General features: G+C 40.3%; 13 protein-coding genes, 25 tRNA genes, 2 rRNA genes and 1 riboswitch. Of the genes, 3 read left to right on the top strand and 37 right to left on the bottom strand.

Annotation, left to right across the window (positions count from 1 at the left end):
• Positions 1–23: 23 nt before the first annotated feature.
• A complete protein-coding gene (locus tag C7K42_RS09280; protein WP_069029313.1) occupies positions 24–500 on the bottom strand; it encodes an Asp23/Gls24 family envelope stress response protein in 477 nt (158 codons plus the stop codon).
• A 220-nt stretch (positions 501–720) separates the two neighbouring features.
• Here C7K42_RS09280 and ppdK point away from each other — a divergent pair, with 220 nt between their 5' ends.
• Genes ppdK through C7K42_RS09265 form a run of 3 tightly spaced genes read left to right on the top strand, consistent with a single transcriptional unit; the run spans position 721 to position 4826 of the window.
• Complete coding sequence (gene ppdK / locus C7K42_RS09275) at positions 721–3351, top strand: pyruvate, phosphate dikinase (protein WP_103099921.1); 2631 nt, start codon at positions 721–723, stop codon at positions 3349–3351.
• A 34-nt stretch (positions 3352–3385) separates the two neighbouring features.
• Positions 3386–4018 (top strand): helix-turn-helix transcriptional regulator, encoded by a 633-nt coding sequence (locus tag C7K42_RS09270; protein ID WP_014125778.1) that lies wholly within the window; start codon positions 3386–3388, stop codon positions 4016–4018.
• Positions 4011–4826 carry a pyruvate, water dikinase regulatory protein gene (locus C7K42_RS09265; RefSeq protein WP_014125779.1) on the top strand — a complete coding sequence of 272 codons (816 nt, stop codon included), beginning with the start codon at positions 4011–4013 and terminating at the stop codon, positions 4824–4826. The genes C7K42_RS09270 and C7K42_RS09265 overlap by 8 nt, the downstream gene beginning before the upstream one ends.
• A gap of 84 nt (positions 4827–4910) precedes the next feature.
• On the opposite strand, the gene C7K42_RS09260 is transcribed toward C7K42_RS09265, so the two are convergent.
• The 36 genes from C7K42_RS09260 to C7K42_RS09085 form a co-directional block, all read right to left on the bottom strand.
• Positions 4911–5867: a lactate/malate family dehydrogenase gene (locus tag C7K42_RS09260; RefSeq protein WP_014125780.1), complete on the bottom strand. Its 957-nt coding sequence runs from the start codon at positions 5865–5867 to the stop codon at positions 4911–4913.
• A gap of 165 nt (positions 5868–6032) precedes the next feature.
• A complete protein-coding gene (locus C7K42_RS09255) occupies positions 6033–6881 on the bottom strand; it encodes a MurR/RpiR family transcriptional regulator (protein ID WP_094244114.1) in 849 nt (282 codons plus the stop codon).
• 57 nt (positions 6882–6938) lie between these two features.
• Positions 6939–8816: a penicillin binding protein PBP4B gene (gene pbp4b, locus C7K42_RS09250; protein WP_014125782.1), complete on the bottom strand. Its 1878-nt coding sequence runs from the start codon at positions 8814–8816 to the stop codon at positions 6939–6941.
• 113 nt (positions 8817–8929) lie between these two features.
• Positions 8930–9559, bottom strand: coding sequence for an HAD family hydrolase (locus tag C7K42_RS09245; RefSeq protein ID WP_014125783.1), 630 nt, complete (start codon positions 9557–9559; stop codon positions 8930–8932).
• Positions 9556–11013 carry a PTS transporter subunit EIIC gene (locus tag C7K42_RS09240; RefSeq protein WP_014125784.1) on the bottom strand — a complete coding sequence of 486 codons (1458 nt, stop codon included), beginning with the start codon at positions 11011–11013 and terminating at the stop codon, positions 9556–9558. Before C7K42_RS09240 ends, C7K42_RS09245 begins: the two co-directional genes overlap by 4 nt.
• 16 nt (positions 11014–11029) lie before the next feature.
• On the bottom strand, positions 11030–11920 hold the full coding sequence (murQ, locus tag C7K42_RS09235) for an N-acetylmuramic acid 6-phosphate etherase (RefSeq protein WP_014125785.1): 891 nt from the start codon (positions 11918–11920) through the stop codon (positions 11030–11032).
• Positions 11920–12996 (bottom strand): DUF871 domain-containing protein, encoded by a 1077-nt coding sequence (locus C7K42_RS09230; protein ID WP_014125786.1) that lies wholly within the window; start codon positions 12994–12996, stop codon positions 11920–11922. Before C7K42_RS09230 ends, murQ begins: the two co-directional genes overlap by 1 nt.
• Before the next feature lie 177 nt (positions 12997–13173).
• Positions 13174–13950: an alpha/beta hydrolase gene (locus C7K42_RS09225; protein ID WP_014125787.1), complete on the bottom strand. Its 777-nt coding sequence runs from the start codon at positions 13948–13950 to the stop codon at positions 13174–13176.
• A gap of 96 nt (positions 13951–14046) precedes the next feature.
• Positions 14047–15234, bottom strand: coding sequence for a methionine adenosyltransferase (metK, locus tag C7K42_RS09220; RefSeq protein ID WP_014125788.1), 1188 nt, complete (start codon positions 15232–15234; stop codon positions 14047–14049).
• A riboswitch (SMK box riboswitch) is annotated at positions 15232–15319 on the bottom strand. Its footprint overlaps the gene before it by 3 nt.
• A gap of 123 nt (positions 15320–15442) precedes the next feature.
• Positions 15443–15514: transfer RNA gene (locus C7K42_RS09215), tRNA-Glu, on the bottom strand.
• 7 nt (positions 15515–15521) lie between these two features.
• A tRNA-Ser gene (locus C7K42_RS09210) sits at positions 15522–15609 on the bottom strand.
• 24 nt (positions 15610–15633) lie between these two features.
• A tRNA-Ile gene (locus C7K42_RS09205) sits at positions 15634–15707 on the bottom strand.
• A 19-nt stretch (positions 15708–15726) separates the two neighbouring features.
• Positions 15727–15797, bottom strand: a tRNA-Gly gene (locus tag C7K42_RS09200).
• 12 nt (positions 15798–15809) lie between these two features.
• Positions 15810–15882: transfer RNA gene (locus C7K42_RS09195), tRNA-Phe, on the bottom strand.
• A gap of 4 nt (positions 15883–15886) precedes the next feature.
• Positions 15887–15960: transfer RNA gene (locus tag C7K42_RS09190), tRNA-Asp, on the bottom strand.
• A 43-nt stretch (positions 15961–16003) separates the two neighbouring features.
• Positions 16004–16077, bottom strand: a tRNA-Met gene (locus C7K42_RS09185).
• Positions 16078–16124: 47 nt separating this feature from the next.
• Positions 16125–16214 (bottom strand) — tRNA-Ser (locus C7K42_RS09180).
• A gap of 16 nt (positions 16215–16230) precedes the next feature.
• Positions 16231–16302, bottom strand: a tRNA-Glu gene (locus C7K42_RS09175).
• Positions 16303–16315: 13 nt separating this feature from the next.
• Positions 16316–16389, bottom strand: a tRNA-Ile gene (locus C7K42_RS09170).
• Between the two features lie 17 nt (positions 16390–16406).
• Positions 16407–16477, bottom strand: a tRNA-Gly gene (locus tag C7K42_RS09165).
• Between the two features lie 4 nt (positions 16478–16481).
• Positions 16482–16555 (bottom strand) — tRNA-Asp (locus C7K42_RS09160).
• A gap of 40 nt (positions 16556–16595) precedes the next feature.
• Positions 16596–16669 (bottom strand) — tRNA-Met (locus C7K42_RS09155).
• A gap of 47 nt (positions 16670–16716) precedes the next feature.
• A tRNA-Ser gene (locus tag C7K42_RS09150) sits at positions 16717–16806 on the bottom strand.
• 29 nt (positions 16807–16835) lie between these two features.
• Positions 16836–16909 (bottom strand) — tRNA-Ile (locus C7K42_RS09145).
• 16 nt (positions 16910–16925) lie between these two features.
• Positions 16926–16999: transfer RNA gene (locus C7K42_RS09140), tRNA-Met, on the bottom strand.
• A gap of 22 nt (positions 17000–17021) precedes the next feature.
• A tRNA-Ala gene (locus C7K42_RS09135) sits at positions 17022–17094 on the bottom strand.
• Between the two features lie 14 nt (positions 17095–17108).
• A tRNA-Pro gene (locus tag C7K42_RS09130) sits at positions 17109–17182 on the bottom strand.
• Between the two features lie 3 nt (positions 17183–17185).
• Positions 17186–17259: transfer RNA gene (locus C7K42_RS09125), tRNA-Arg, on the bottom strand.
• Between the two features lie 13 nt (positions 17260–17272).
• Positions 17273–17358 (bottom strand) — tRNA-Leu (locus C7K42_RS09120).
• A 15-nt stretch (positions 17359–17373) separates the two neighbouring features.
• Positions 17374–17445: transfer RNA gene (locus tag C7K42_RS09115), tRNA-Gly, on the bottom strand.
• Between the two features lie 11 nt (positions 17446–17456).
• Positions 17457–17529 (bottom strand) — tRNA-Thr (locus C7K42_RS09110).
• A gap of 11 nt (positions 17530–17540) precedes the next feature.
• Positions 17541–17622 (bottom strand) — tRNA-Leu (locus tag C7K42_RS09105).
• Between the two features lie 13 nt (positions 17623–17635).
• Positions 17636–17708: transfer RNA gene (locus C7K42_RS09100), tRNA-Lys, on the bottom strand.
• A gap of 2 nt (positions 17709–17710) precedes the next feature.
• A tRNA-Val gene (locus tag C7K42_RS09095) sits at positions 17711–17783 on the bottom strand.
• A 7-nt stretch (positions 17784–17790) separates the two neighbouring features.
• Positions 17791–17906, bottom strand: a 5S ribosomal RNA gene (gene rrf, locus C7K42_RS09090).
• A gap of 84 nt (positions 17907–17990) precedes the next feature.
• Positions 17991–20900, bottom strand: a 23S ribosomal RNA gene (locus C7K42_RS09085).
• Positions 20901–21024: the final 124 nt, after the last annotated feature.

The raw sequence follows: 21024 nt of genomic DNA, 5'->3' as shown, positions 1-21024 counted from the left end.
TCAGTGATAAATCGACCTTTATTTTAGTTATCTGATTCATCTGAGTTATCCGATTGTTTTTCATCAGATTTTTTATCTTGTTCAATTTCTTCTTTTGTTTTGATATCTTCTATATGAACATTTACTTCAACTACATCTAGATGAGTCATTTTTTTGACTTGTTCTGCAGCCACTTTTTTAATTTGTTCATAAATTTTTTGAGCGTCTTTACGATATTCAACAACAACATCTAAATCTACAGCAACTTGTTCTTTGCCGACCTCAGTCTCGATACCGTTTGTTACATTGTCTGAATTTGAAATACGCTCAGCCATATTTGAGAAAAAGCCACCGTCAACTTGTAACAAACCGTCAACTTGTAACAAACCGTCAACTTTTTCCAAAGCAATACCAATGATCTTTTGGATTACTTTATCTTCAAATGTTAACTCCCCTGAAACTTGTCCGTTTGTTTCTTTTACTTCACTAGTTGGAACGTTTGTACCTTTTTGATCTGCCATATGCTTTTTCCTCCTAATTTTTATTCGTTGTTAAAAAACAACCTTACATATTTATAATAAAACAAAGCTCGAAAAAATTAAATTAAAAAGCCTTTTTACTCTAATAAAATAATAAATAAATTTAACACGCTTTATTTTATTTATTGACAAATATATATGAGTCATATATATTTTATTTATATCATATGATACGTAATAAATAAAGAAAGGTGTGTATTAATTGAAACAAATCTATCGTTTTAACGAAGGTAATGCTGACATGAAAGATCTTTTAGGAGGAAAAGGAGCAAATCTAGCAGAAATGACCAGCTTAGGTTTACCTGTTCCCGCGGGGTTTACCATTACGACCACGGCCTGTGTACAATTTTTAAAGCAAGAAAATTATTTTGAACAAAATTTGAAAAAAGATATTTTGGAAGCGATTCATCAGCTGGAAAACGAAACTGGAAAATCATTTTTAACGAATGAACCTATACTGTTAGTCTCTGTGCGTAGTGGTGCGAAGTTTTCTATGCCGGGAATGATGGATACTATTCTTAATTTGGGTTTAAACGATATTAAAGTAAAAGCTTTTGCCAAATTAACGGATTCTTCCTTTGCTTATGATTGTTATCGCCGTCTCATACAAATGTTTGGAGATGTAGTCTATGGCATAGCTAAGGAAAGTTTTGATAAAATCTTAGCAAAATATGAAGCGTCATTTTCTAAGAATGCGACAGATTTTTCCATCATAGAACAAGAAAGAGTAATAGAAGCTTATAAAGACCTTTACTATATTCAACAAAAGGAATTCCCGCAAGATCCTATAGAACAACTCTTTATTGCAATCAAAGCGGTTTTTCACTCATGGGAAAACCCACGAGCAAAAGTTTATCGGCAATTACACGACATCCCGTTTAACCTAGGAACCGCTGTAAATATACAAACGATGGTTTTTGGTAACAGTGGGGAAGAAAGTGCGACAGGTGTAGCTTTTACTCGGAATCCGGCCACTGGTGAAAAGAAATTATTTGGTGAATTTTTACGTAATGCTCAAGGTGAAGATGTCGTTGCAGGAATACGCACACCGCAACCGCTAAGTGAACTAAAAAAGTTACAACCAAATGCTTATACAGATTTTATTCATTATGCAGAAATATTAGAATCACGCTATAGAGATATGCAAAATATTGAATTTACAATTGACAAAGGACAGTTATTTATTCTGCAAACAAGAAATGGGAAGCGTACTGCACAGGCAGCTTTATCTATCGCCTTAGCACTAGTTGAAGACAAGGTCATAACTAAAAAAGAAGCTCTTTTACAAGTGACACCTACTATGGTAGAACAGTTAATCCATCCTGTATTCGATCCAAAAGCACTAGAAGAAGCTAGCTTGTTAGCTGAGGGACTCCCCGCAAGTCCAGGAGCTGCAAGCGGTCAAATTGTATTTACAGCAGAAAAAGCTAAAGAATTTCATGAAAAAGGGAGAAAAGTTGTTTTAGTACGTCAAGAAACTTCTCCAGAAGATATTGAAGGAATGGTTGTAAGTGAAGCAATCGTTACTTCCAGGGGCGGAATGACTTCCCATGCTGCTGTGGTTGCTCGTGGCATGGGCACTTGCTGTGTAGCCGGATGTGAAGCATTAACTGTAAACGAAGAAAATCTAATGATTACTTGTGATAATCAAGTATTGACAGAAGGCGATATTATTTCTGTAGATGGTTCTACAGGTAGGATCTATCAAAGTAAACTTCAAACCGTTACTCCTATAAGCAATCAAAAATTACAACTTTTATTAAGTTGGGCAGATGAACAAGCTGATTTGTCAGTACGTACTAATGCTGAAACATTACAAGACTTAACAGCGGCGATCGATTTTGGCGCCTCTGGAATAGGTCTAGCACGCACGGAGCATATGTTCTTTGGGGAAAACCGAATTTTAGAGATGCGTCGTCTAATTTTAGCTGAAGATGATCAGGAATTCGAAGTAGCTCTACAACGATTACTTCATTTTCAGCAAGATGATTTTTATCATATGTTAGAAATAACAAATGAAAAACCTATGATCGTCCGACTTTTAGATCCACCTATGCACGAATTTTTACCAAAAGATGAACAAACGATCGCCGAATTGGCTGCTAGTCTTAATAAGTCTCCAACAAAAATAAACAAACAAATCAACCAACTACACGAAACCAATCCTATGTTAGGTCATCGTGGCTGTCGTTTAGGTATTACAGAAGCGAGAATTTATCAAATGCAGGTTGAAGCAATTTTTACAAGTGCTATTCAATTAAATCAAAATGGTTACAATGTGAAACCCGAAATAATGATTCCGTTGATTGCAGAAGAAAAAGAACTAATTGAAGTGAAACGATCTTTGCTGCAAACGATTGAAGATTTATTTAAAAAATATGATGTAACACCCTTTCCTTTTGAAATCGGTACGATGATTGAATTACCTAGAGCTTGCATGACAGCCGATCAATTAGCTAAAGAAGCAGATTTTTTCAGTTTTGGTACAAATGATCTCACACAAATGACCTATGGTTTCTCACGTGATGATATTGGTAAATTTTTGTCTATATATAAAGAAAAAGGAATTTTACCAGAAGATCCTTTCCAAAGCTTAGATCAAACAGGTGTTGGCCAGTTGATTCAAACAGCCGTAACAAAAGCTCGTCAAACAAAATCTGACATGAAGATCGGTGTATGCGGAGAAGTTGGCGGAGATCCTCAATCAATCGCCTTTTTTCAACAAATTGGCATAGATTATGTTTCCTGTTCAGCTTATCGAATCCCTGCTGCTCGCTTAGCTTGCGCCCAAGCAACGCTCAATGATTGCCGATTCGCTAAAGTTACGCTATGATAAGAGTAGGTAAAAAAACAAGGGAGGTGTTGCCTTGGAATTTTCTGCTCGACAAAAGTTGATTATCGACATTGTTAAGGAGAATGAGCCAATCACCGGAGATAACATCGCTGCAAAGCTCAATCTCACTAAGCCCACATTACGTAATGATTTATCGTTATTAACGATGACAGGTGTATTAGATGCCCGTCCCAAAGTCGGTTACATTTATTCAGGACAAACAATTGAGCCATTACTATTTGAAAAATTATATACCAAAAAAGTCGATGATATTATGATTCCAGCCGTATTTATTAAGCAAGACACATCATTAAAAGAAGCGATTACTGATTTATTTATGTATGACGTAGGTTCTTTGTATGTCGTTAATGAAGGTAAACGATTGGTCGGCCTTCTTTCAAGAAAAGACCTTTTACGCAGTGTTTTGACAAACAGTGAAGAGAGTATTCCAGTAGCGGTTGTAATGAGCCGAATGCCAAATATTGTCACGATCACACCAGATAAGACGATTTTGTCTGCTGGTAGTAAGCTAATGCAACAGCAAATTGACTCGCTTCCTGTTGTTGAGAAAGGAACAAACGATAAAATCATTGGTAAAATTACCAAAACACGTATCATGAACCATTTTATCGAAGAAGGGATTAAGGTGAAAGCACACAATGAATAACAAACATTCACTAAAATTATTTATTATCTCAGATTCCATCGGAGATACAGCCCAAAAAGTCACTAACGCTGTCCTTGCCCAATTTCCAGAATTAACCAATATCGAAACGCAACGTTTTGCTTTTATCGACTCTAAAGAAGAACTGATTAAAATCTTAGGAGACGCTCTGCAGGAGCACGCAATTGTTGTTAGTACTTTAGTCAAAGATTCTTTTAATGAAACCGCACAAGAATTTGTAAGACGCACTTCTTTAAGCTATGTCGATTTCATGACTCCTATGATGGAATTGATCCAAGGTAAGACAGGTCTTGTGCCTAAAGGTGAAGCTCGCGCCCAGCATAAATTAACGCCTGATTATTTTGAAAAAATAGAGGCCATTGACTTTGCTGTGAAATATGATGATGGACAAGATCCAAAAGGCTTTTTTAAAGCAGACTATATTATTTTAGGCCCTTCACGTACGTCAAAAACACCTTTAAGCATGTATTTAGCTAACAAATCATATAAAGTAGCCAATCTGCCTTTAATACCAGAAATCCCCTTACCTAAAGAGATTTTTGATGTTCCAAAAGAAAAGCTAATTGGCTTAGTAGCAACACCTGAGATCATCCAACGCACACGTCAGAAGCGCTTAAACTCACTTGGCTTAGGTGGTAGTACGTCTTATACCGATGTTACACATATTAAAGAAGAAATGGATTATGCGCAAAATATTTATAATCAATTAGACGCAAAAACAGTACAGATTGATGATATGTCGATAGAAGAGATCGCCGAATTTATTACTCGTTTGCAAATTAATCGATAGACACAATTTTATAAATAGGCAGCTTAGTCAAGGTTAATCAATGACTAAGCTGTTTTTATAAAAGTTAACTTAAAGATAAACTTCTTATTCTGTTAGTATAATTGATTTTCGTATGCTAGCGACTGACTCTGCTAGTTTTTCCTTTTCCCAAGAATTCAAGGAAACAAGTAATTTCTTTTCTACACCCTCTTTTCCCAACACACACGGAATGCTATAGGCACAAGGCTTTGCAAAATGATATTCATGTCCAGTCATTGGTACACTCACAGGAAAAATACTTTTTTCATCCAATAAAATACAACGTGCAATATCAATTGCCGCTTGTGCAACAGCAACGTTGGTCACCCCGTTTTTGGCAGCAAAAACATCATAAGCCGCTTGCACTACCTTTTCTTTTATCTCTTCAGCTGTAAGTAAGGCTACCTCAGGAAAATAAGTACTCAGTTTATCATAAGAAATGCCAGCAATTGTTAAATGGCTAAGTACAGGAAAAGCAGCAAACCCGTGTTCACCCATCATATAACCCGAAACAGACTTAGGATCTACCTGATAGCGCTGACCAAGCAGCTGGCGTAGCCTTGAAGAGTCTAGCATAGTTCCAGTGCTTAAAAGTAAATTTCTAGGATAGTCATAAGTCGCTGCAATATAAACGATTGTATCAGCCGGATTTGTAATAAAAATTAACATCGCTGATTGCGTATTTTGTACAATATTTGTCATAATCTCATGAATGATCGGGAGGTTTTCAGTAAGTAACTCTTGGCGATCTGCGGGAATTTCACCGTTTGGATAGACATGGGTAGCGGCAACAATAACAATATCTGCATCCGCTAAATCTGTATAATCTCCTATATGAACTGCAATGTTTTTTCGAGACAATAGACCAGCAGCATGCATTTGATCTAACCCTTCTCCCCAAGCAACTTTATCTTTAGGATCAAGCAAAACAATCTCTCCAAAGAGCTCTGTTTGTAAAGCAGTTGCTAACACGCTAGACCCTACATGCCCCACCCCAATAATCGCTAATTTTTGTGTCTTCATTTATTTCTCCTTAATATAGCCTAATACATGTTTTTTAGTTCAACAAAGCTTTAAACTGAGACTATATGTATTTTTTTATAAGTATAACAAAAAGCAAGCGCCATGTATCTTATTTTTAACAGCTATTTATTAGCAATGAAAAAATAAAATACATGAGCTTGCATTTTAATCATTTTGTTCAATAATTTGTACCATCGTTTTTGTCTGTTCTAATTTCCCTAGTATTTCATCATAGTGCTTACTTGCGTAGGCAGAAAATAACACATCAACAGTATATAATTGTACCAGTAAAGAGTTTGTTGCCGAACTTCTTAAAGGAGCTTCACCACCATCAGCTGTATGTAACAATACATCAGAAATCGTGGCCAATGTTGAATGTGCTTTACTTGTCATACATACTACTGAAATCCCTTTGTCTTTTGCTAGTAAAGCTAAATTGATAACTTCTTGCTTTTCCCCGGAATTAGAAACTAGAAAAACCCAGCTGGGGGCTTCATTGGTTACGATCACTGTTGTAAGCAAATGATAGTCTTTACTATAAATCACTTTTTTTCCAATCCGTAAAAATTTCTGGGCAAAATCATCAGCCACGATGCCCGAAGCACCAATTCCATAAGTAAATATAGCGTCTGTTGATTCGAGCAAATTAATTACTTGTTCGATCGGATTCACTTCAAGATCCTCACAATTTTTTTCTAGACCATCAGTCATTTTTAACAATAATTTTTGTTTAATTGTACCAACATCTTCATTGGGAACAATATCTGTATATAAATCTTCTTCGATAGTTGTTTGATTCGCAGAAAGTTTTAATTTCAGGTCTGTGAATCCTTCTAAACCTAGTGAATAACATAATCGTACAACGGTCGCCGGGCTTGTATTAGAAGCTTGTGATAAAGCTTTAGCGCTCATATAAATGACCTTTTCTGGTTGCTCAAGGATCCATTCTGCTAATTTTCTTTCTGCTTTTGACAATTTATTCAAATGATATTGCATTGTAAACAAAATATTCATCTCTTTATCCCTCAACTTATCCTGCTAAATTTACACCTTAGTAATGCCTTTGATTGGTTAATCATTAGCCACAAACGCTGTAATTTCTTTAAAACGTTTAGTCTTCATAAAATCAGTAATTTCCTTACCGTTTTTACGTTCATCTACTACATCAAGTAAGGATTGTAGCTGCGCGTAATCTGCTGAAGTTTGTGCTTTTTGATTTGCTTTCATATAACGGTATTTCGAATCGACCATATCCACTAATTTACTATTATTAGCTGCTTGATCATCCTTTTGACTATCAAAAGCTAGCGTTGCTATCAGCCCATATTGTCCTGTTAAAAAGTGATCCCCTATAAAATCATTAGGGTCTTTCTTTTTATCAACAACTGGAGAATTCTTTGTATTCGTCAGTAGTACAACAGAAGTGTGATTAACTGGATCGATCACAGTTAATGTCCCAGTCCAACCAGTATGACCGATAGTACTTGAATTAGCTAAAGGAGAAAAGGCCCAAGAATATAACTGTTGCCCTTTACGACGCCAACCTAAACCAAAACTTGGATCAGTATCTTTAGCTTTAATAAATTGATCCATTGTATCTTCAGAAAAGAACTGTTGATTTCCATAACCGCCTTTATTCAAAGTAATTTGAGTTAATACTGCCAAATCTTTTGCATTAGAAAACAGGCCGGCATGTCCACTGATACCATCCATTGAATAAAAAGCCTTTTCGTCATGCACTTCTCCTTGCACTGTGTTTTTTCTAATATTATCAAAATCAACCGCCCCATCTCGCGTATTTCCATGTAATTCGGTTGCAGCGATTTGTTCTTTTGAAAAATGATGTTCCAAAGGCTTAAAAGTCGTATGCTGCAAGTTTAACGGTTGATAATAATTTTGCTTCATATATTCATCCAAGCGTTGCCCTGTTACTTCTTCAATAATAAACCCAAGTAACATATAGTCCACATCTGAATACATTGTTTCTGTACCTGGTGTATACTCCAAAGGCGTAGCAATGATTTTTTCCATAACTTCATTTCTATCTTGTGTATACAGTTCTTTATTAGCATCCGGAGTCGTTTGATCCTCTGCATCCGGGTCATAGTTTTTATTATGATACTGTGGATCTGCTGGAAATCCTGCTTGGTGCTGTAGTATTTCTTTAATCGTCAAATCATCTTTTCCTTTAATTTCATCTGACCTTTTGTCTTTAAAATCTGGGAAAATTTCACTAACCTTTTGCTCAATGTTTAATTTTCCATCTGAAACTAATTTTTGGATAGCGTAATTCGTTGCATACATCTTCGTATTACTGGCCAAATCATATAAGGTGTTTTTCGTAACTTGTTGACTATCCTTTTGTGGTCTATCTTGTTGATCATAGGCATTTACATTGCCATAAGCACTTGATTTAATGATATTTCCATTTTTTGCCACCACTAATTGAGCCGAGGTAAAACCATTTTTTATTTCAGCATTAATCAGTTGATCGATCAACTTAAAATTATCATCATCAGTGTATTCTTTTGTATTATCCTTTAAAACAGGGTAAGGAATTTTTATATTCATTGTTGCCTTATTATTGCTAGCAACTCGGCTGACTTGTAAATTGTTATCTCCATTTTTAGTAAAATCTGAGATATCGATCTGCTGCCATTTTTTATTCGACAAATCAGCAAATATTTCCTGGCCATTGACATAAATCTTGAAGGCTTCTTTATCGTTTGTTTTTATTAATAACTGTCCTTGCCCTTTATATCCATAAAATGTCTCCATTTGATTTGTTAAAAGAGAACTATCAAAGGCTTCATCAGTTGCTGGGATTGGATAGCTTTGACTAAGTTGATACGAACCTTTAGGACTACTAATTTCTCTCACATCCGTTTTGTCTTCTAGTACGCATGCACTCATAAAAAATAAGATACAAAACATTACACTAGACATCATAATTTTTTCCAACACTTTTTCATATTTAGATACCTTCCTTCGTTTTCGTATCCGATTTCAAAAGTGATAAAAGTGAAGCAATCGTTTCGTTAAATCAAAACGATTGCTTTTATTTAAACTAAATCCAATAATTGCTGAGACGATTCGATTTGATAGTTAGCTTGTGATTGATCGATATTAAATTGTGGGCTCTTTAAAGCTGCTACAGTCAAATTTGCTCGACGAGCAGCTTCAATACCAAATGTCGAATCTTCGATAACTAAACAATCACTAGGGCGCAGTTTAAGACGAGAAAGTGTATATTGATAAATTTCAGGGTTAGGTTTGCTACGAGCAAACATATCACCACTGGTAATCAATTCAAAATATTCTTTTATTTGGTTGACTTCTAAAATTCGATAAATATTTTCCAAAGGACCAGAGGATGCCACAGCCATACGAATATTTTTACTGGCCAACTTATCCAGAGTAGGTAAAATATCAGGATTAAACATTTCTTGATAGTCCATCGGATAATGCTGACGAAATTCTTTGTAAGCTTGTAATAACTCTGTACGCTTATCAATATCTTCTGGAAATAACTGTTCAAACATATCGTAGGCATTGGAACCTACGAAATAGTCTTGCACTTCTTGGGCAACCGACACGTTATTTTGTTCAAAGAAAGCCGCACGTCGTTTCTGATAAGCTTTCTCTGAGAAAACAATAACACCATCTACATCAAAAATAACTGCTCTTCTCATATAATTCTACCTTCCCGAATATCTTCATTAGTACCAAAGAAGTAAGTCAATACAAAACCACCAATATAACCTGCAATTAAACTGATGACATAAACAAACCATCCACCTTCAGCAATCAAAGGAATCAAAGCTAAGCCACTTGGCCCAATGGAAATTGAGCCAACACCGCCAAGCAAACCAACAACGGCGCCGCCAATCCCACCACCTAAACAAGCAGTGATAAATGGACGGCCTAAAGGCAAAGTAACACCATAAATTAAGGGTTCACCAATACCTAGAATGCCGACTGGTAACGCACCTTTTATCATCTCAGTCAACTTTTTATTATTACGACAACGTAACCACAAAGCAAATGCTGCCCCAACTTGTCCTGCACCAGCCATTGCTAAAATGGGTAATAAAGAGGTACTACCATAGGTCTCAATCAATGATAAATGGATCGGTGTCAATATTTGGTGAAGGCCAAACATAACCATTGGTAAGAATAAAGTACCCAATACAAAACCAGCAAAGCCACCACCTACGCCTAGAACCCAAGTAATACCACCTACAAGTCCATCAGAAATCCATCCTGCTAGAGGCATAATAAAGAAGATTGTAACGATACCCATAGCAGCTAAGGTAAGTACTGGTGTGACAATAATGTCAACTGTATCTGGCACTACTTTATGCAACCATTTTTCCACTTGCGCCATCAAAAAAACCGCTATAATAACGCCGATTACGCCACCTTGACCTTCTGCTAAAGGTTCACCAGTAAAAATGTTAGGAAGTGGCATGTCTTCACTCATTCCAGTTAGCATGGTGACACCGCCAATAACACCACCCAAGCTGGGTGAAGCGCCAAATTCGCGCGCAGCATTAATCCCTACATAAATCACTAGATAAGTAAATACACCACTTTGAATAATCGAACCAACACTTACGATATTGACCCAAGCATCACCAGAAACTGTTCCAGCTTCTAGCATATTTGTTAAAACCGAAGCAATTCCACCGATGATCCCAGCACCAACAAAAGCTGGAATTAAAGGTACGAAAATATTAGCAATTGACTTTAAAACCTTTGACCAAGGCTTTTGATTTTTCTTTTTTACTTCCGCATGAACTTCTTCTGCTTTGGCGTTAACATCTTCTTTCCCGCTTGTACTAGTTGGGGGCTCTTCCACAGCTGTGCCATCCGGACGTTCTTCTCCCAGTTCCACACCAGCCATATCAGCCATTTTTTGGGCAACTTTACTTACAGTACCTGGTCCAAGTACAATTTGTAGCGTTTCGTCTTCGACAACACCCATTACACCGTCAACAGCTCTTAAGCCATCAAGGTCTACCTTGCTGCCATCGATCACACCCATACGAATACGTGTCATACAGTTAACAATTTTATTCACATTATTTACACCGCCGACATATTCATAAATTTCTTCTGCTAACTTTGTTACTTTATCTGCCACTTTTTCTTCCTCCTTTTTAAAGTGTATTTCTTACAAACCCATTACCCGCAACTAATTTTTCTGCAGCTTCATCTTTTTTTACCCCAGTTAAAATCATAACAATAGCAAGTTTGACATTTTCATCTGCTTGATAAAAAGCTTTATCTGCTTGTTCATAGCTACACTCTGTTGCTTGCATAATAATCCTTTTAGATCTTTCAACTAATTTTTCATTGGTCGCCCGGACATCTACCATTAAATTCTTATAGACCTTGCCAATACCAATCATCGATGCTGTTGAAAGCATATTTAATACTAATTTTTGCGCTGTACCTGATTTCAAACGAGTAGATCCGGTTAAAACTTCTGGACCGACTTCAACTTCGATAGGAAACTGCGCATGCTGACTAATTTGCGCTTTATTATTACAAGCTATTGAAGCTGTGGTCGCACCAATTTCTTTTGCGTAATCCAAACCACCAATGACATAAGGTGTCCTTCCGCTGGCAGCGATTCCCACTACAAGATCATTTTGTGATAACGAAGCTTGGCTTAAATCTTTTTTTGCAAGTTCTTTGGAATCTTCTGCTCCTTCAACGGCAACAGTCATAGCTTTTATTCCACCGGCGATCAACCCTTGTACCATTTCGGGGGTTGTTCCAAATGTTGGGACACACTCTGCTGCATCTAAAACGCCTAGGCGTCCACTTGTACCAGCACCAATATAAAATAGTCTTCCTTTTTTATTGAATGCTTGGATAATTTGTTCGACAACCTTTTTAATTTGTGGTAGTGCTTCTTCAATAGCCAAAGGAACTTTTCTATCTTCATCATTCATCGTTTGTAAAACTTCCATGATATCCATATCATCCAAAGCCATCGTTTTTTGATTTCTAGTTTCTGTCGCTAATTTTTCTAATTCACTCACTAGATTTTTCTCCCTTCCTTTAGTTCAAACCGACATCCTGAGTCGATATAATCAATTAAGTTACGGTCTTTTTCTATTACCTTAGCTAGCACATTTACCTTCTCATCAGCAGGTAAATCATCTTTAGTAATTTGTAATTCTCCCATATAACGCAGATACTTTTTATTATCCACAGTTATGCTACCTTTTTCTCGTGATTGAATATTTTCAGTTTCAATGATTTCTTGATTATTTTTCCGCGCCTCTTGACTTCGCACCACATACTCCGCTTCATCGATCCGATTTGTATGTTCACCCAAGAATAAGGAGTGATAATTTTTCGTCAGCAAATCAATTTCAAGTAACATTTTTTTATGTTGGAAATAAGCAATAAACTGTTCCCTTGCTTTTTTTGTAAGTCCACCATCTCCAATATAAACTGCATCACAATCATAGTTGTAAAACAAATCAAGGGTTGCTGCCAATGGATGTTGCCGTCGATGGATTTCTAAGCTAGGAAGGTGGTCATGTAATGGCCCCCGCAGATTTTCATCCCCTGGAACAAAAGCAACGATCTTAAAACCGTAAGCACGCCATTTATGGTTTACTCTTTGTAAATAGTCTCTTGATAAGCCTGTCTCCGGACGTGGATAATAATTATGCCATAACTCCATATTCGTAAAATCCGCTTGAAGAGAACTTAATTCGGCTACATCTTCGTCTGTTAAAGTTGATGCATTCAATCCCACCTGCATGTGTCTTGAAATAGCTGCAATCGTTTGATTATCAACGCCATAATCCATACGTACGCCTGTAACGCCTAATTCTTTTAACTGGTCAAAAGCTTCCACTTGATTAAAATCGGTCGCTAAATACTGTAAGCCATCACTTGATACATCCGCCATTAATTCCATTTGAAATTGCTGAGTTAATTCACCAAGTTGTTTTAAAGTATAAATAATTTCTTCTGGGTCATCCTCTGGAATATGCAAAGAAGTAAAAATACGTGTAAAGCCTGCACGATTCATGGCTTCAATATACTGTTGCTTATTTTTTGATAACCCTTCTCCCAAGAAAACCGAAAATCCTAGCATCATTTACACCATCCTTATTAATTCGCTTTCATTATATCTTAAAAGAAACAATATTTCAATAAATAAAACAGTAATTGTGTTATTTCGAAATATTGTTTCTTGAAAATTAGTAAAATAATCATTAATCAAACAAAAAAACCAGCTAAACAACACTTCTGTTTAACTGGTTGATAAAATACTTTAAAGGGGTAACCAATTTAAAACCCGTTGAATCCAATCGTCCCAAAATAACCAATCATGTTCACCAGGGCCATCTTCAAAAACCACATCATAGCCGCTCTCTCTCATTTTCTTAGTGGTATAAGCACTTGCTTGATATATTAAATCTTCAGTACCACATGTAAGATAAAATTTAGGCGCTTGTGATCCATCTAATGTCTCAATCAAATGTATCAAGTCATTTTCCGAGCCTTTGATTTCCTCTAAAGGACCAAAAATTCCTTCCCAGTATGCTTTACTTCTTATTTCTAGTAATTGGTTTATTCCTTCAGCAATCGTTAAACCGCCTGAAAGTGAAGCAATTGCTGCAAAATTTTCAGGTTTTTTTAAACCCAATTTTACAGCGCCATAGCCACCCATTGATAAACCCGCTGCAAATGTTTTGGCTCTTTTTTTCGTTAGTTGAGGGAATAATTCATGACAAATATTAGGTAACTCTTCAGCAATAAATGTCCAATACTTCATATCATAGGTAGTATCTGTATACCACCCTAAATCAGTAGAAGGCATAATCACAGCTAAGCCCTTATCAGATACGTAACGCTCAATTGCTGTTCGTCTTTGCCATACACTATGATTACCATTCATACCATGCAGTAAATAAAGTACTGCTACATCCTCAGTTGTTCCTTTAGTACTTGTTCCAAAGGTTTTTTTGGTTTCTTGTGGTAAAATGACATCCAACATCACTTCCATTTCTAACACATTGGAAAAAGCATTTACTTGTAAAAGAGCCATTATTTTTTCACGTCCTTTATTATTTATCATTCATTGTAGCAGACTTTGCCTAAAATCAAAAAGATCCTATTGAATAAAACCAATAGGATCTTTTGATCATTTTGTATTTTCTTGCAAAGCTTTAACTTTATCTGTTTTTTCCCAAGGCAAATCAATATCGGTTCTGCCGAAATGTCCATAAGCAGCTGTATCCTTATAAATAGGACATCGTAAATCCAACATCTCAATAATGCCAGCTGGTCTTAAATCAAAATTCTGCCGTACAACTTCAATTAATTTTTCTTGACTAACTTTAGAGGTTCCAAAAGTATCAATTGAAATAGATACAGGTTCAGCCACCCCAATAGCATATGCCAGTTGCACCTCAGCTTTATCAGCTAATTTTGCTGCAACAATATTTTTTGCAATATAACGGGCAGCATAACTTGCCGAACGATCCACCTTTGTAGCATCTTTACCGGAAAATGCACCGCCACCATGACGCGCATAGCCACCATAAGTGTCTACAATAATTTTTCTTCCGGTCAAACCAGCGTCACCCTGTGGTCCACCAATGACAAAACGACCGGTAGGGTTAATGAAATACTTCGTTTGTTCGTCTAAAAGTTCATTAGGAACGACTTCTTTAATGACTTTTTCAATCATATCACGTCTAATTGTTTCATTTGCAACTTCGTCATCATGTTGTGTACTAATAATAATCGTATCTACTCTTTTGGGTTGATCATTTTCATCATATTCCACAGTAACTTGTGATTTTGCATCCGGACGTAAGTAGCTAATTTCTGCTTTTTTTCTTAATTTTGCTAAATGAGCGACGATTTTATGACTTAATGAAATAGGTAAAGGCATCAACTCGTCAGTTTCGTTAGTCGCAAAGCCAAACATTAAGCCCTGGTCACCAGCTCCGATTGCATTAATACGTTTTTCTCTATCTTCTCTTGCTTCTAAAGATGTATCCACACCTTGTGCGATATCTTGTGATTGTTCATCAATTGCAACTAAGACCGCTACATTATCGCCATCAAAGCCATATTCTGGACGATTATAACCAATATCTTTGATTGTTTGACGTACAACCTTTTGCATATCAACATATGCCGATGTAGAAACTTCCCCAAAGACCAATACCAAACCTGTTGTAACAGATGTTTCACAAGCAACGCGTGCCATTGGATCCTGCGCTAAAAGTGCATCTAAAATAGCATCACTGATCTGATCAGCAATCTTGTCTGGATGTCCTTCTGAAACAGATTCAGAAGTAAACAAACGCCTTTCTTTCACGATGATTCCCCCTAAAATAATTTTTCGGTTACAAGGCATCTTCACTTGATTTTCAAATGAATCCTTTCGGGAACTTGCAACGGTCTGATTCTAATAGATAATAAGAACGATCTATCCTCACTTTTTGCCAAAATGAGTTGAAACCGAAACTGTCAGCAAAAGTCCTCAAATTAACTTAAAAAAAAGCATCCATTACTGAATGCTTCGATGATCCGTACGGGATTCGAACCCGTGTTACCGCCGTGAAAGGGCGGTGTCTTAACCTCTTGACCAACGGATCGCTGATACGGAGAAGGAGGGATTCGAACCCTCGCGTCGCGTAAACGACCTACACCCTTAGCAGGGGCGCCTCTTCAGCCACTTGAGTACTTCCCCAAAACCAAAAAATATTGATTTTCATGGGCCTAAATGGACTCGAACCATCGACCTCACGCTTATCAGGCGTGCGCTCTAACCAACTGAGCTATAGGCCCTTATTATAACTACAACAAAAGCGGGTGACGAGAATCGAACTCGCGACAACAGCTTGGAAGGCTGTGGTTTTACCACTAAACTACACCCGCCTTATATATTGATGGATCGAGACAGAATCGAACTGCCGACACACGGAGCTTCAATCCGTTGCTCTACCGACTGAGCTATCGATCCAAAACGGTCTGGACGGGACTCGAACCCGCGACCTCCTGCGTGACAGGCAGGCATTCTAACCAGCTGAACTACCAGACCCGCTTTGTTGTAAATATAATAAGTACTTGCATACAAAGTACAATTGCGGGAGCAAGATTTGAACTTGCGACCTTCGGGTTATGAGCCCGACGAGCTACCAGACTGCTCCATCCCGCGATAATAAAACTAAATATTATTATAATATTTGTAAATAATTTTAGCAAAGGAGGATAAGGGATTCGAACCCTTGCACGGTTTTACCCGCCTGACGGTTTTCAAGACCGTTCCCTTCAGCCGGACTTGGGTAATCCTCCATAACCCCAAGACGCATGGTCCGTACGGGATTCGAACCCGTGATACCGCCGTGAAAGGGCGGTGTCTTAACCTCTTGACCAACGGACCTTTATTTAATAAATGGGCCTAAATGGACTCGAACCATCGACCTCACGCTTATCAGGCGTGCGCTCTAACCAACTGAGCTATAGGCCCAAGCAATAAACACAACAAGCGGGTGACGAGAATCGAACTCGCGACAACAGCTTGGAAGGCTGTGGTTTTACCACTAAACTACACCCGCATGACGGTCTGGACGGGACTCGAACCCGCGACCTCCTGCGTGACAGGCAGGCATTCTAACCAGCTGAACTACCAGACCAATTTTTGTTGTATCTTCAATACTTGAAAAACAAGTATAATTGCGGGAGCAAGATTTGAACTTGCGACCTTCGGGTTATGAGCCCGACGAGCTACCAGACTGCTCCATCCCGCGATAATAAAACTAAATATTATTATAATATCTATAAATAATTTTAGCAAAGGAGGATAAGGGATTCGAACCCTTGCACGGTTTTACCCGCCTGACGGTTTTCAAGACCGTTCCCTTCAGCCGGACTTGGGTAATCCTCCATCAAATAAATAAAATGATAATGACGCAATGGACCTTGTAGGACTCGAACCTACGACCTGACGGTTATGAGCCGTCTGCTCTAACCAACTGAGCTAAAGGTCCAAGCTCTTAATCAAAATCGCGGTGGAGGGGATCGAACCCACGACCTCCCGGGTATGAACCGGACGCTCTAGCCAGCTGAGCTACACCGCGAAAACCATTTTATCAAATGACATGGAGCCTAGCGGGATCGAACCGCTGACCTCCTGCGTGCAAAGCAGGCACTCTCCCAGCTGAGCTAAGGCCCCTTCATTAAAATCCATCGGGAAGACAGGATTCGAACCTACGACCCCTTGGTCCCAAACCAAGTGCTCTACCAAGCTGAGCTACTTCCCGTTACGCGCCCAGAAGGATTTGAACCCTCAACCTTCTGATCCGTAGTCAGACACTCTATCCAGTTGAGCTATGGGCGCATATTTTGTTCAATGCCGAGGACCGGAATCGAACCGGTACGGTAATTACTTACCCCAGGATTTTAAGTCCTGTGCGTCTGCCAGTTCCGCCACCCCGGCGTGGTTTTGGCATCAAGCGGAAAACGGGATTCGAACCCGCGACCCCCACCTTGGCAAGGTGGTGCTCTACCGCTGAGCTATTTCCGCAACTTGTCGGATGCCGGCTAAAGGACTTGAACCCTCGACCCTCTGATTACAAATCAGATGCTCTACCAACTGAGCTAAGCCGGCTTTTTCCTACATGCGGGTGAAGGGACTTGAACCCCCACGCCTTGCGGCGCTAGATCCTAAATCTAGTGCGTCTGCCAATTCCGCCACACCCGCTGATTTTGTGAAATGAGTCGTACAGGATTCGAACCTGTGACCCTCTGATTAAAAGTCAGATGCTCTACCAACTGAGCTAACGACTCAATGGAGGTTATAGGGCTCGAACCTATGACCCTCTGCTTGTAAGGCAGATGCTCTCCCAGCTGAGCTAAACCTCCGCTTGCTGCGTGGCGATGTCCTACTCTCACAAGGGGAAGCCCCTCACTACAATTGGCGCTAAGAAGCTTAACGACTGTGTTCGGCATGGGAACAGGTGTCTCCTTCTTGCCATCATCACCACACAACTTGACGTTGAGTGAACCTTTTGGTTCCCTCAAAACTGGATGAAAAACAACTGCTTCGCTTCACCGAAAATCCAAACCTTTGTGGTTAAGTCCTCGATCGATTAGTATTCGTCCGCTCCAACCCTCACGGGTCTTCCACTTCGAACCTATCTACCTGATCTTCTCTCAGGGATCTTACTTTCTTTTAGAAAGGGGAAATCTCATCTTGAGGGGGACTTCACGCTTAGATGCTTTCAGCGTTTATTCCTGCCCTACTTAGCTACCCAGCGATGCCGTTGGCACGACAACTGGTCCACCAGCGGTAGGTCCATCCCGGTCCTCTCGTACTAAGGACAGCGCCTCGCAAATTTCCTACGCCCGCGACGGATAGGGACCGAACTGTCTCACGACGTTCTGAACCCAGCTCGCGTGCCGCTTTAATGGGCGAACAGCCCAACCCTTGGGACCGACTACAGCCCAGGATGCGACGAGCCGACATCGAGGTGCCAAACCTCCCCGTCGATGTGGACTCTTGGGGGAGATAAGCCTGTTATCCCAGGGTAGCTTTTATCCGTTGAGCGATGGCCCTTCCATGCGGAACCACCGGATCACTAAGCCCGACTTTCGTCCCTGCTCGAGTTGTTGCTCTCACAGTCAAGCTCCCTTCTGCCTTTACACTCTTTGAATGATTTCCAACCATTCTGAGGGAACCTTGGGCGCCTCCGTTACTTTTTAGGAGGCGACCGCCCCAGTCAAACTGCCCATCTGACACTGTCTCCCGCCACGATCAGTGGCGCGGGTTAGAGTGGCCATAATGCAAGGGTAGTATCCCACGGATGCCTCCTTCGAGACTCGCGTCCCGAATTCTACGGCTCCTACCTATGCTGTACATGCATCACAGACACCCAATATCAAATTACAGTAAAGCTCCATGGGGTCTTTCCGTCCTGTCGCGGGTAACCTGCATTTTCACAGGTACTAAAATTTCACCGAGTCTCTCGTTGAGACAGTGCCCAAATCGTTGCGCCTTTCGTGCGGGTCGGAACTTACCCGACAAGGAATTTCGCTACCTTAGGACCGTTATAGTTACGGCCGCCGTTTACTGGGGCTTCAATTCGTACCTTCGCTTACACTAAGCACTCCTCTTAACCTTCCAGCACCGGGCAGGCGTCAGCCCCTATACGTCATCTTACGATTTTGCAGAGACCTGTGTTTTTGATAAACAGTCGCTTGGGCCTATTCACTGCGGCTGCTCGTTAGAGCAGCACCCCTTCTCCCGAAGTTACGGGGTCATTTTGCCGAGTTCCTTAACGAGAGTTCGCTCGCTCACCTGAGGATACTCTCCTCGACGACCTGTGTCGGTTTGCGGTACGGGCCATTACCTTCTTGCTAGAAGTTTTTCTTGGCAGTGTGACGCCAGAACTTCGGTACTTAAATTTCCCTCCCCGTCACAGCTTATCGTTAATAAGAAAAAGCCTTTGACTCTTTCTCCGACGTACTGCTTGGACAGACCTTTCCATTCGTCTGCTTTCTTTTGCCTCCTGCGTCCCTCCATCACTCAAATGAAGATAACAGGTACAGGAATATCAACCTGTTGGCCATCGCTTACGCCTTTCGGCCTCAGCTTAGGTCCCGACTAACCCTGGGCGGACGAGCCTTCCCCAGGAAACCTTCGTCTTACGGTGGACAGGATTCTCACCTGTCTTTCGCTACTCATACCGGCATTCTCACTTCTAAGCGCTCCAGCCGTCTTTTCAGTCGACCTTCACCGCCCTTAGAACGCTCTCCTACCAAAACACCTAAGGTGTTTTCCACAGCTTCGGCAGTATGTTTAGCCCCGGTACATTTTCGGCGCAGGGTCACTCGACTAGTGAGCTATTACGCACTCTTTCAATGATGGCTGCTTCTAAGCCAACATCCTAGTTGTCTAAGCAACCCCACCTCCTTTTCCACTTAACATACATTTAGGGGCCTTAGCTGGTGGTCTGGGCTGTTTCCCTTTCGACGATGGATCTTATCACTCACCGTCTGACTGCCAAGGGTCAATCAATGGCATTCGGAGTTTATCTGGATTCGGTAACCCAAGACGGGCCCCTCGTCCAAACAGTGCTCTACCTCCATCATTGCTTCCTTGACGCTAGCCCTAAAGCTATTTCGGAGAGAACCAGCTATCTCCAAGTTCGTTTGGAATTTCTCCGCTACCCACATCTCATCCCCGCACTTTTCAACGTACGTGGGTTCGGTCCTCCAGTGCGTTTTACCGCACCTTCAACCTGGACATGGGTAGATCACCTGGTTTCGGGTCTGCGCCGTCTGACTCAACGCCCATTTCAGACTCGCTTTCGCTGCGGCTCCGTCTTTTCAGACTTAACCTCGCCAGCCAGCGCAACTCGCCGGTTCATTCTGCAAAAGGCACGCTATCACCCATTAACGGGCTCTAACTCCTTGTAAGCACACGGTTTCAGGATCTCTTTCACTCCCCTTCCGGGGTGCTTTTCACCTTTCCCTCACGGTACTGGTTCACTATCGGTCACTAGGGAGTATTTAGCCTTGGGAGATGGTCCTCCCGGTTTCCGACGGCATTTCACGTGTCCCGTCGTACTCAGGATCCGTTTACGGACAAAACTGTTTTCGCCTACGGGGCTCTTACCCGCTCCGGCGGCTTTTCCCAAAGCCTTCGGCTAACATTCCCATCCGTTCATAAACGTCCTACAACCCCAGAATGCAAGCATCCTGGTTTGGGCTATTCCCGTTTCGCTCGCCGCTACTCAGGGAATCGATTTTTCTTTTTCTTCCTGCAGTTACTAAGATGTTTCAGTTCACTGCGTCTTCCGCTTGCCTGCTATCTATTCACAGAACAAGCCGCATTCGATGAAAAATGCGAGGTTTCCCCATTCGGAAATCTCTGGATCCTAGCTTACTTACAGCTCCCCAGAGCATATCGGTGTTGGTCCCGTCCTTCATCGGCTCCTAGTGCCAAGGCATCCGCCGTGCGCCCTTTCTTACTTAACCTGACTTGACCTTGCGGTCAAGGGTTTCTCGAAGGTTCTTGCTTTGAGCGATCAAAGCCCTTCGAACATGTGCGTAAACTTCGTTAAAAAACGTGTTCAACGCGGATTCTCGGTTGGTGTTGATT

The organism is Tetragenococcus halophilus subsp. halophilus DSM 20339 (assembly GCF_003841405.1).
Classification (GTDB): Bacteria; Bacillota; Bacilli; order Lactobacillales; family Enterococcaceae; genus Tetragenococcus; species Tetragenococcus halophilus.
Note: the sequence above shows the minus strand (reverse complement) of the source record. Positions and strands in the feature narration are given on the sequence as shown.

Excerpts from the sequence above, each read along its gene's own strand:
- C7K42_RS09265 (WP_014125779.1), top strand. The coding sequence starts at position 4,011 with ATGAATAACAAACATTCACTAAAATTATTTATTATCTCAGATTCCATC.
- pbp4b (WP_014125782.1), bottom strand. The coding sequence starts at position 8,816 with ATGATGTCTAGTGTAATGTTTTGTATCTTATTTTTTATGAGTGCATGC.
- C7K42_RS09230 (WP_014125786.1), bottom strand. The coding sequence starts at position 12,996 with ATGATGCTAGGATTTTCGGTTTTCTTGGGAGAAGGGTTATCAAAAAAT.
- C7K42_RS09255 (WP_094244114.1), bottom strand. The coding sequence starts at position 6,881 with ATGAATATTTTGTTTACAATGCAATATCATTTGAATAAATTGTCAAAA.
- C7K42_RS09225 (WP_014125787.1), bottom strand. The coding sequence starts at position 13,950 with ATGGCTCTTTTACAAGTAAATGCTTTTTCCAATGTGTTAGAAATGGAA.
- C7K42_RS09280 (WP_069029313.1), bottom strand. The coding sequence starts at position 500 with ATGGCAGATCAAAAAGGTACAAACGTTCCAACTAGTGAAGTAAAAGAA.
- C7K42_RS09245 (WP_014125783.1), bottom strand. The coding sequence starts at position 9,559 with ATGAGAAGAGCAGTTATTTTTGATGTAGATGGTGTTATTGTTTTCTCA.
- C7K42_RS09260 (WP_014125780.1), bottom strand. The coding sequence starts at position 5,867 with ATGAAGACACAAAAATTAGCGATTATTGGGGTGGGGCATGTAGGGTCT.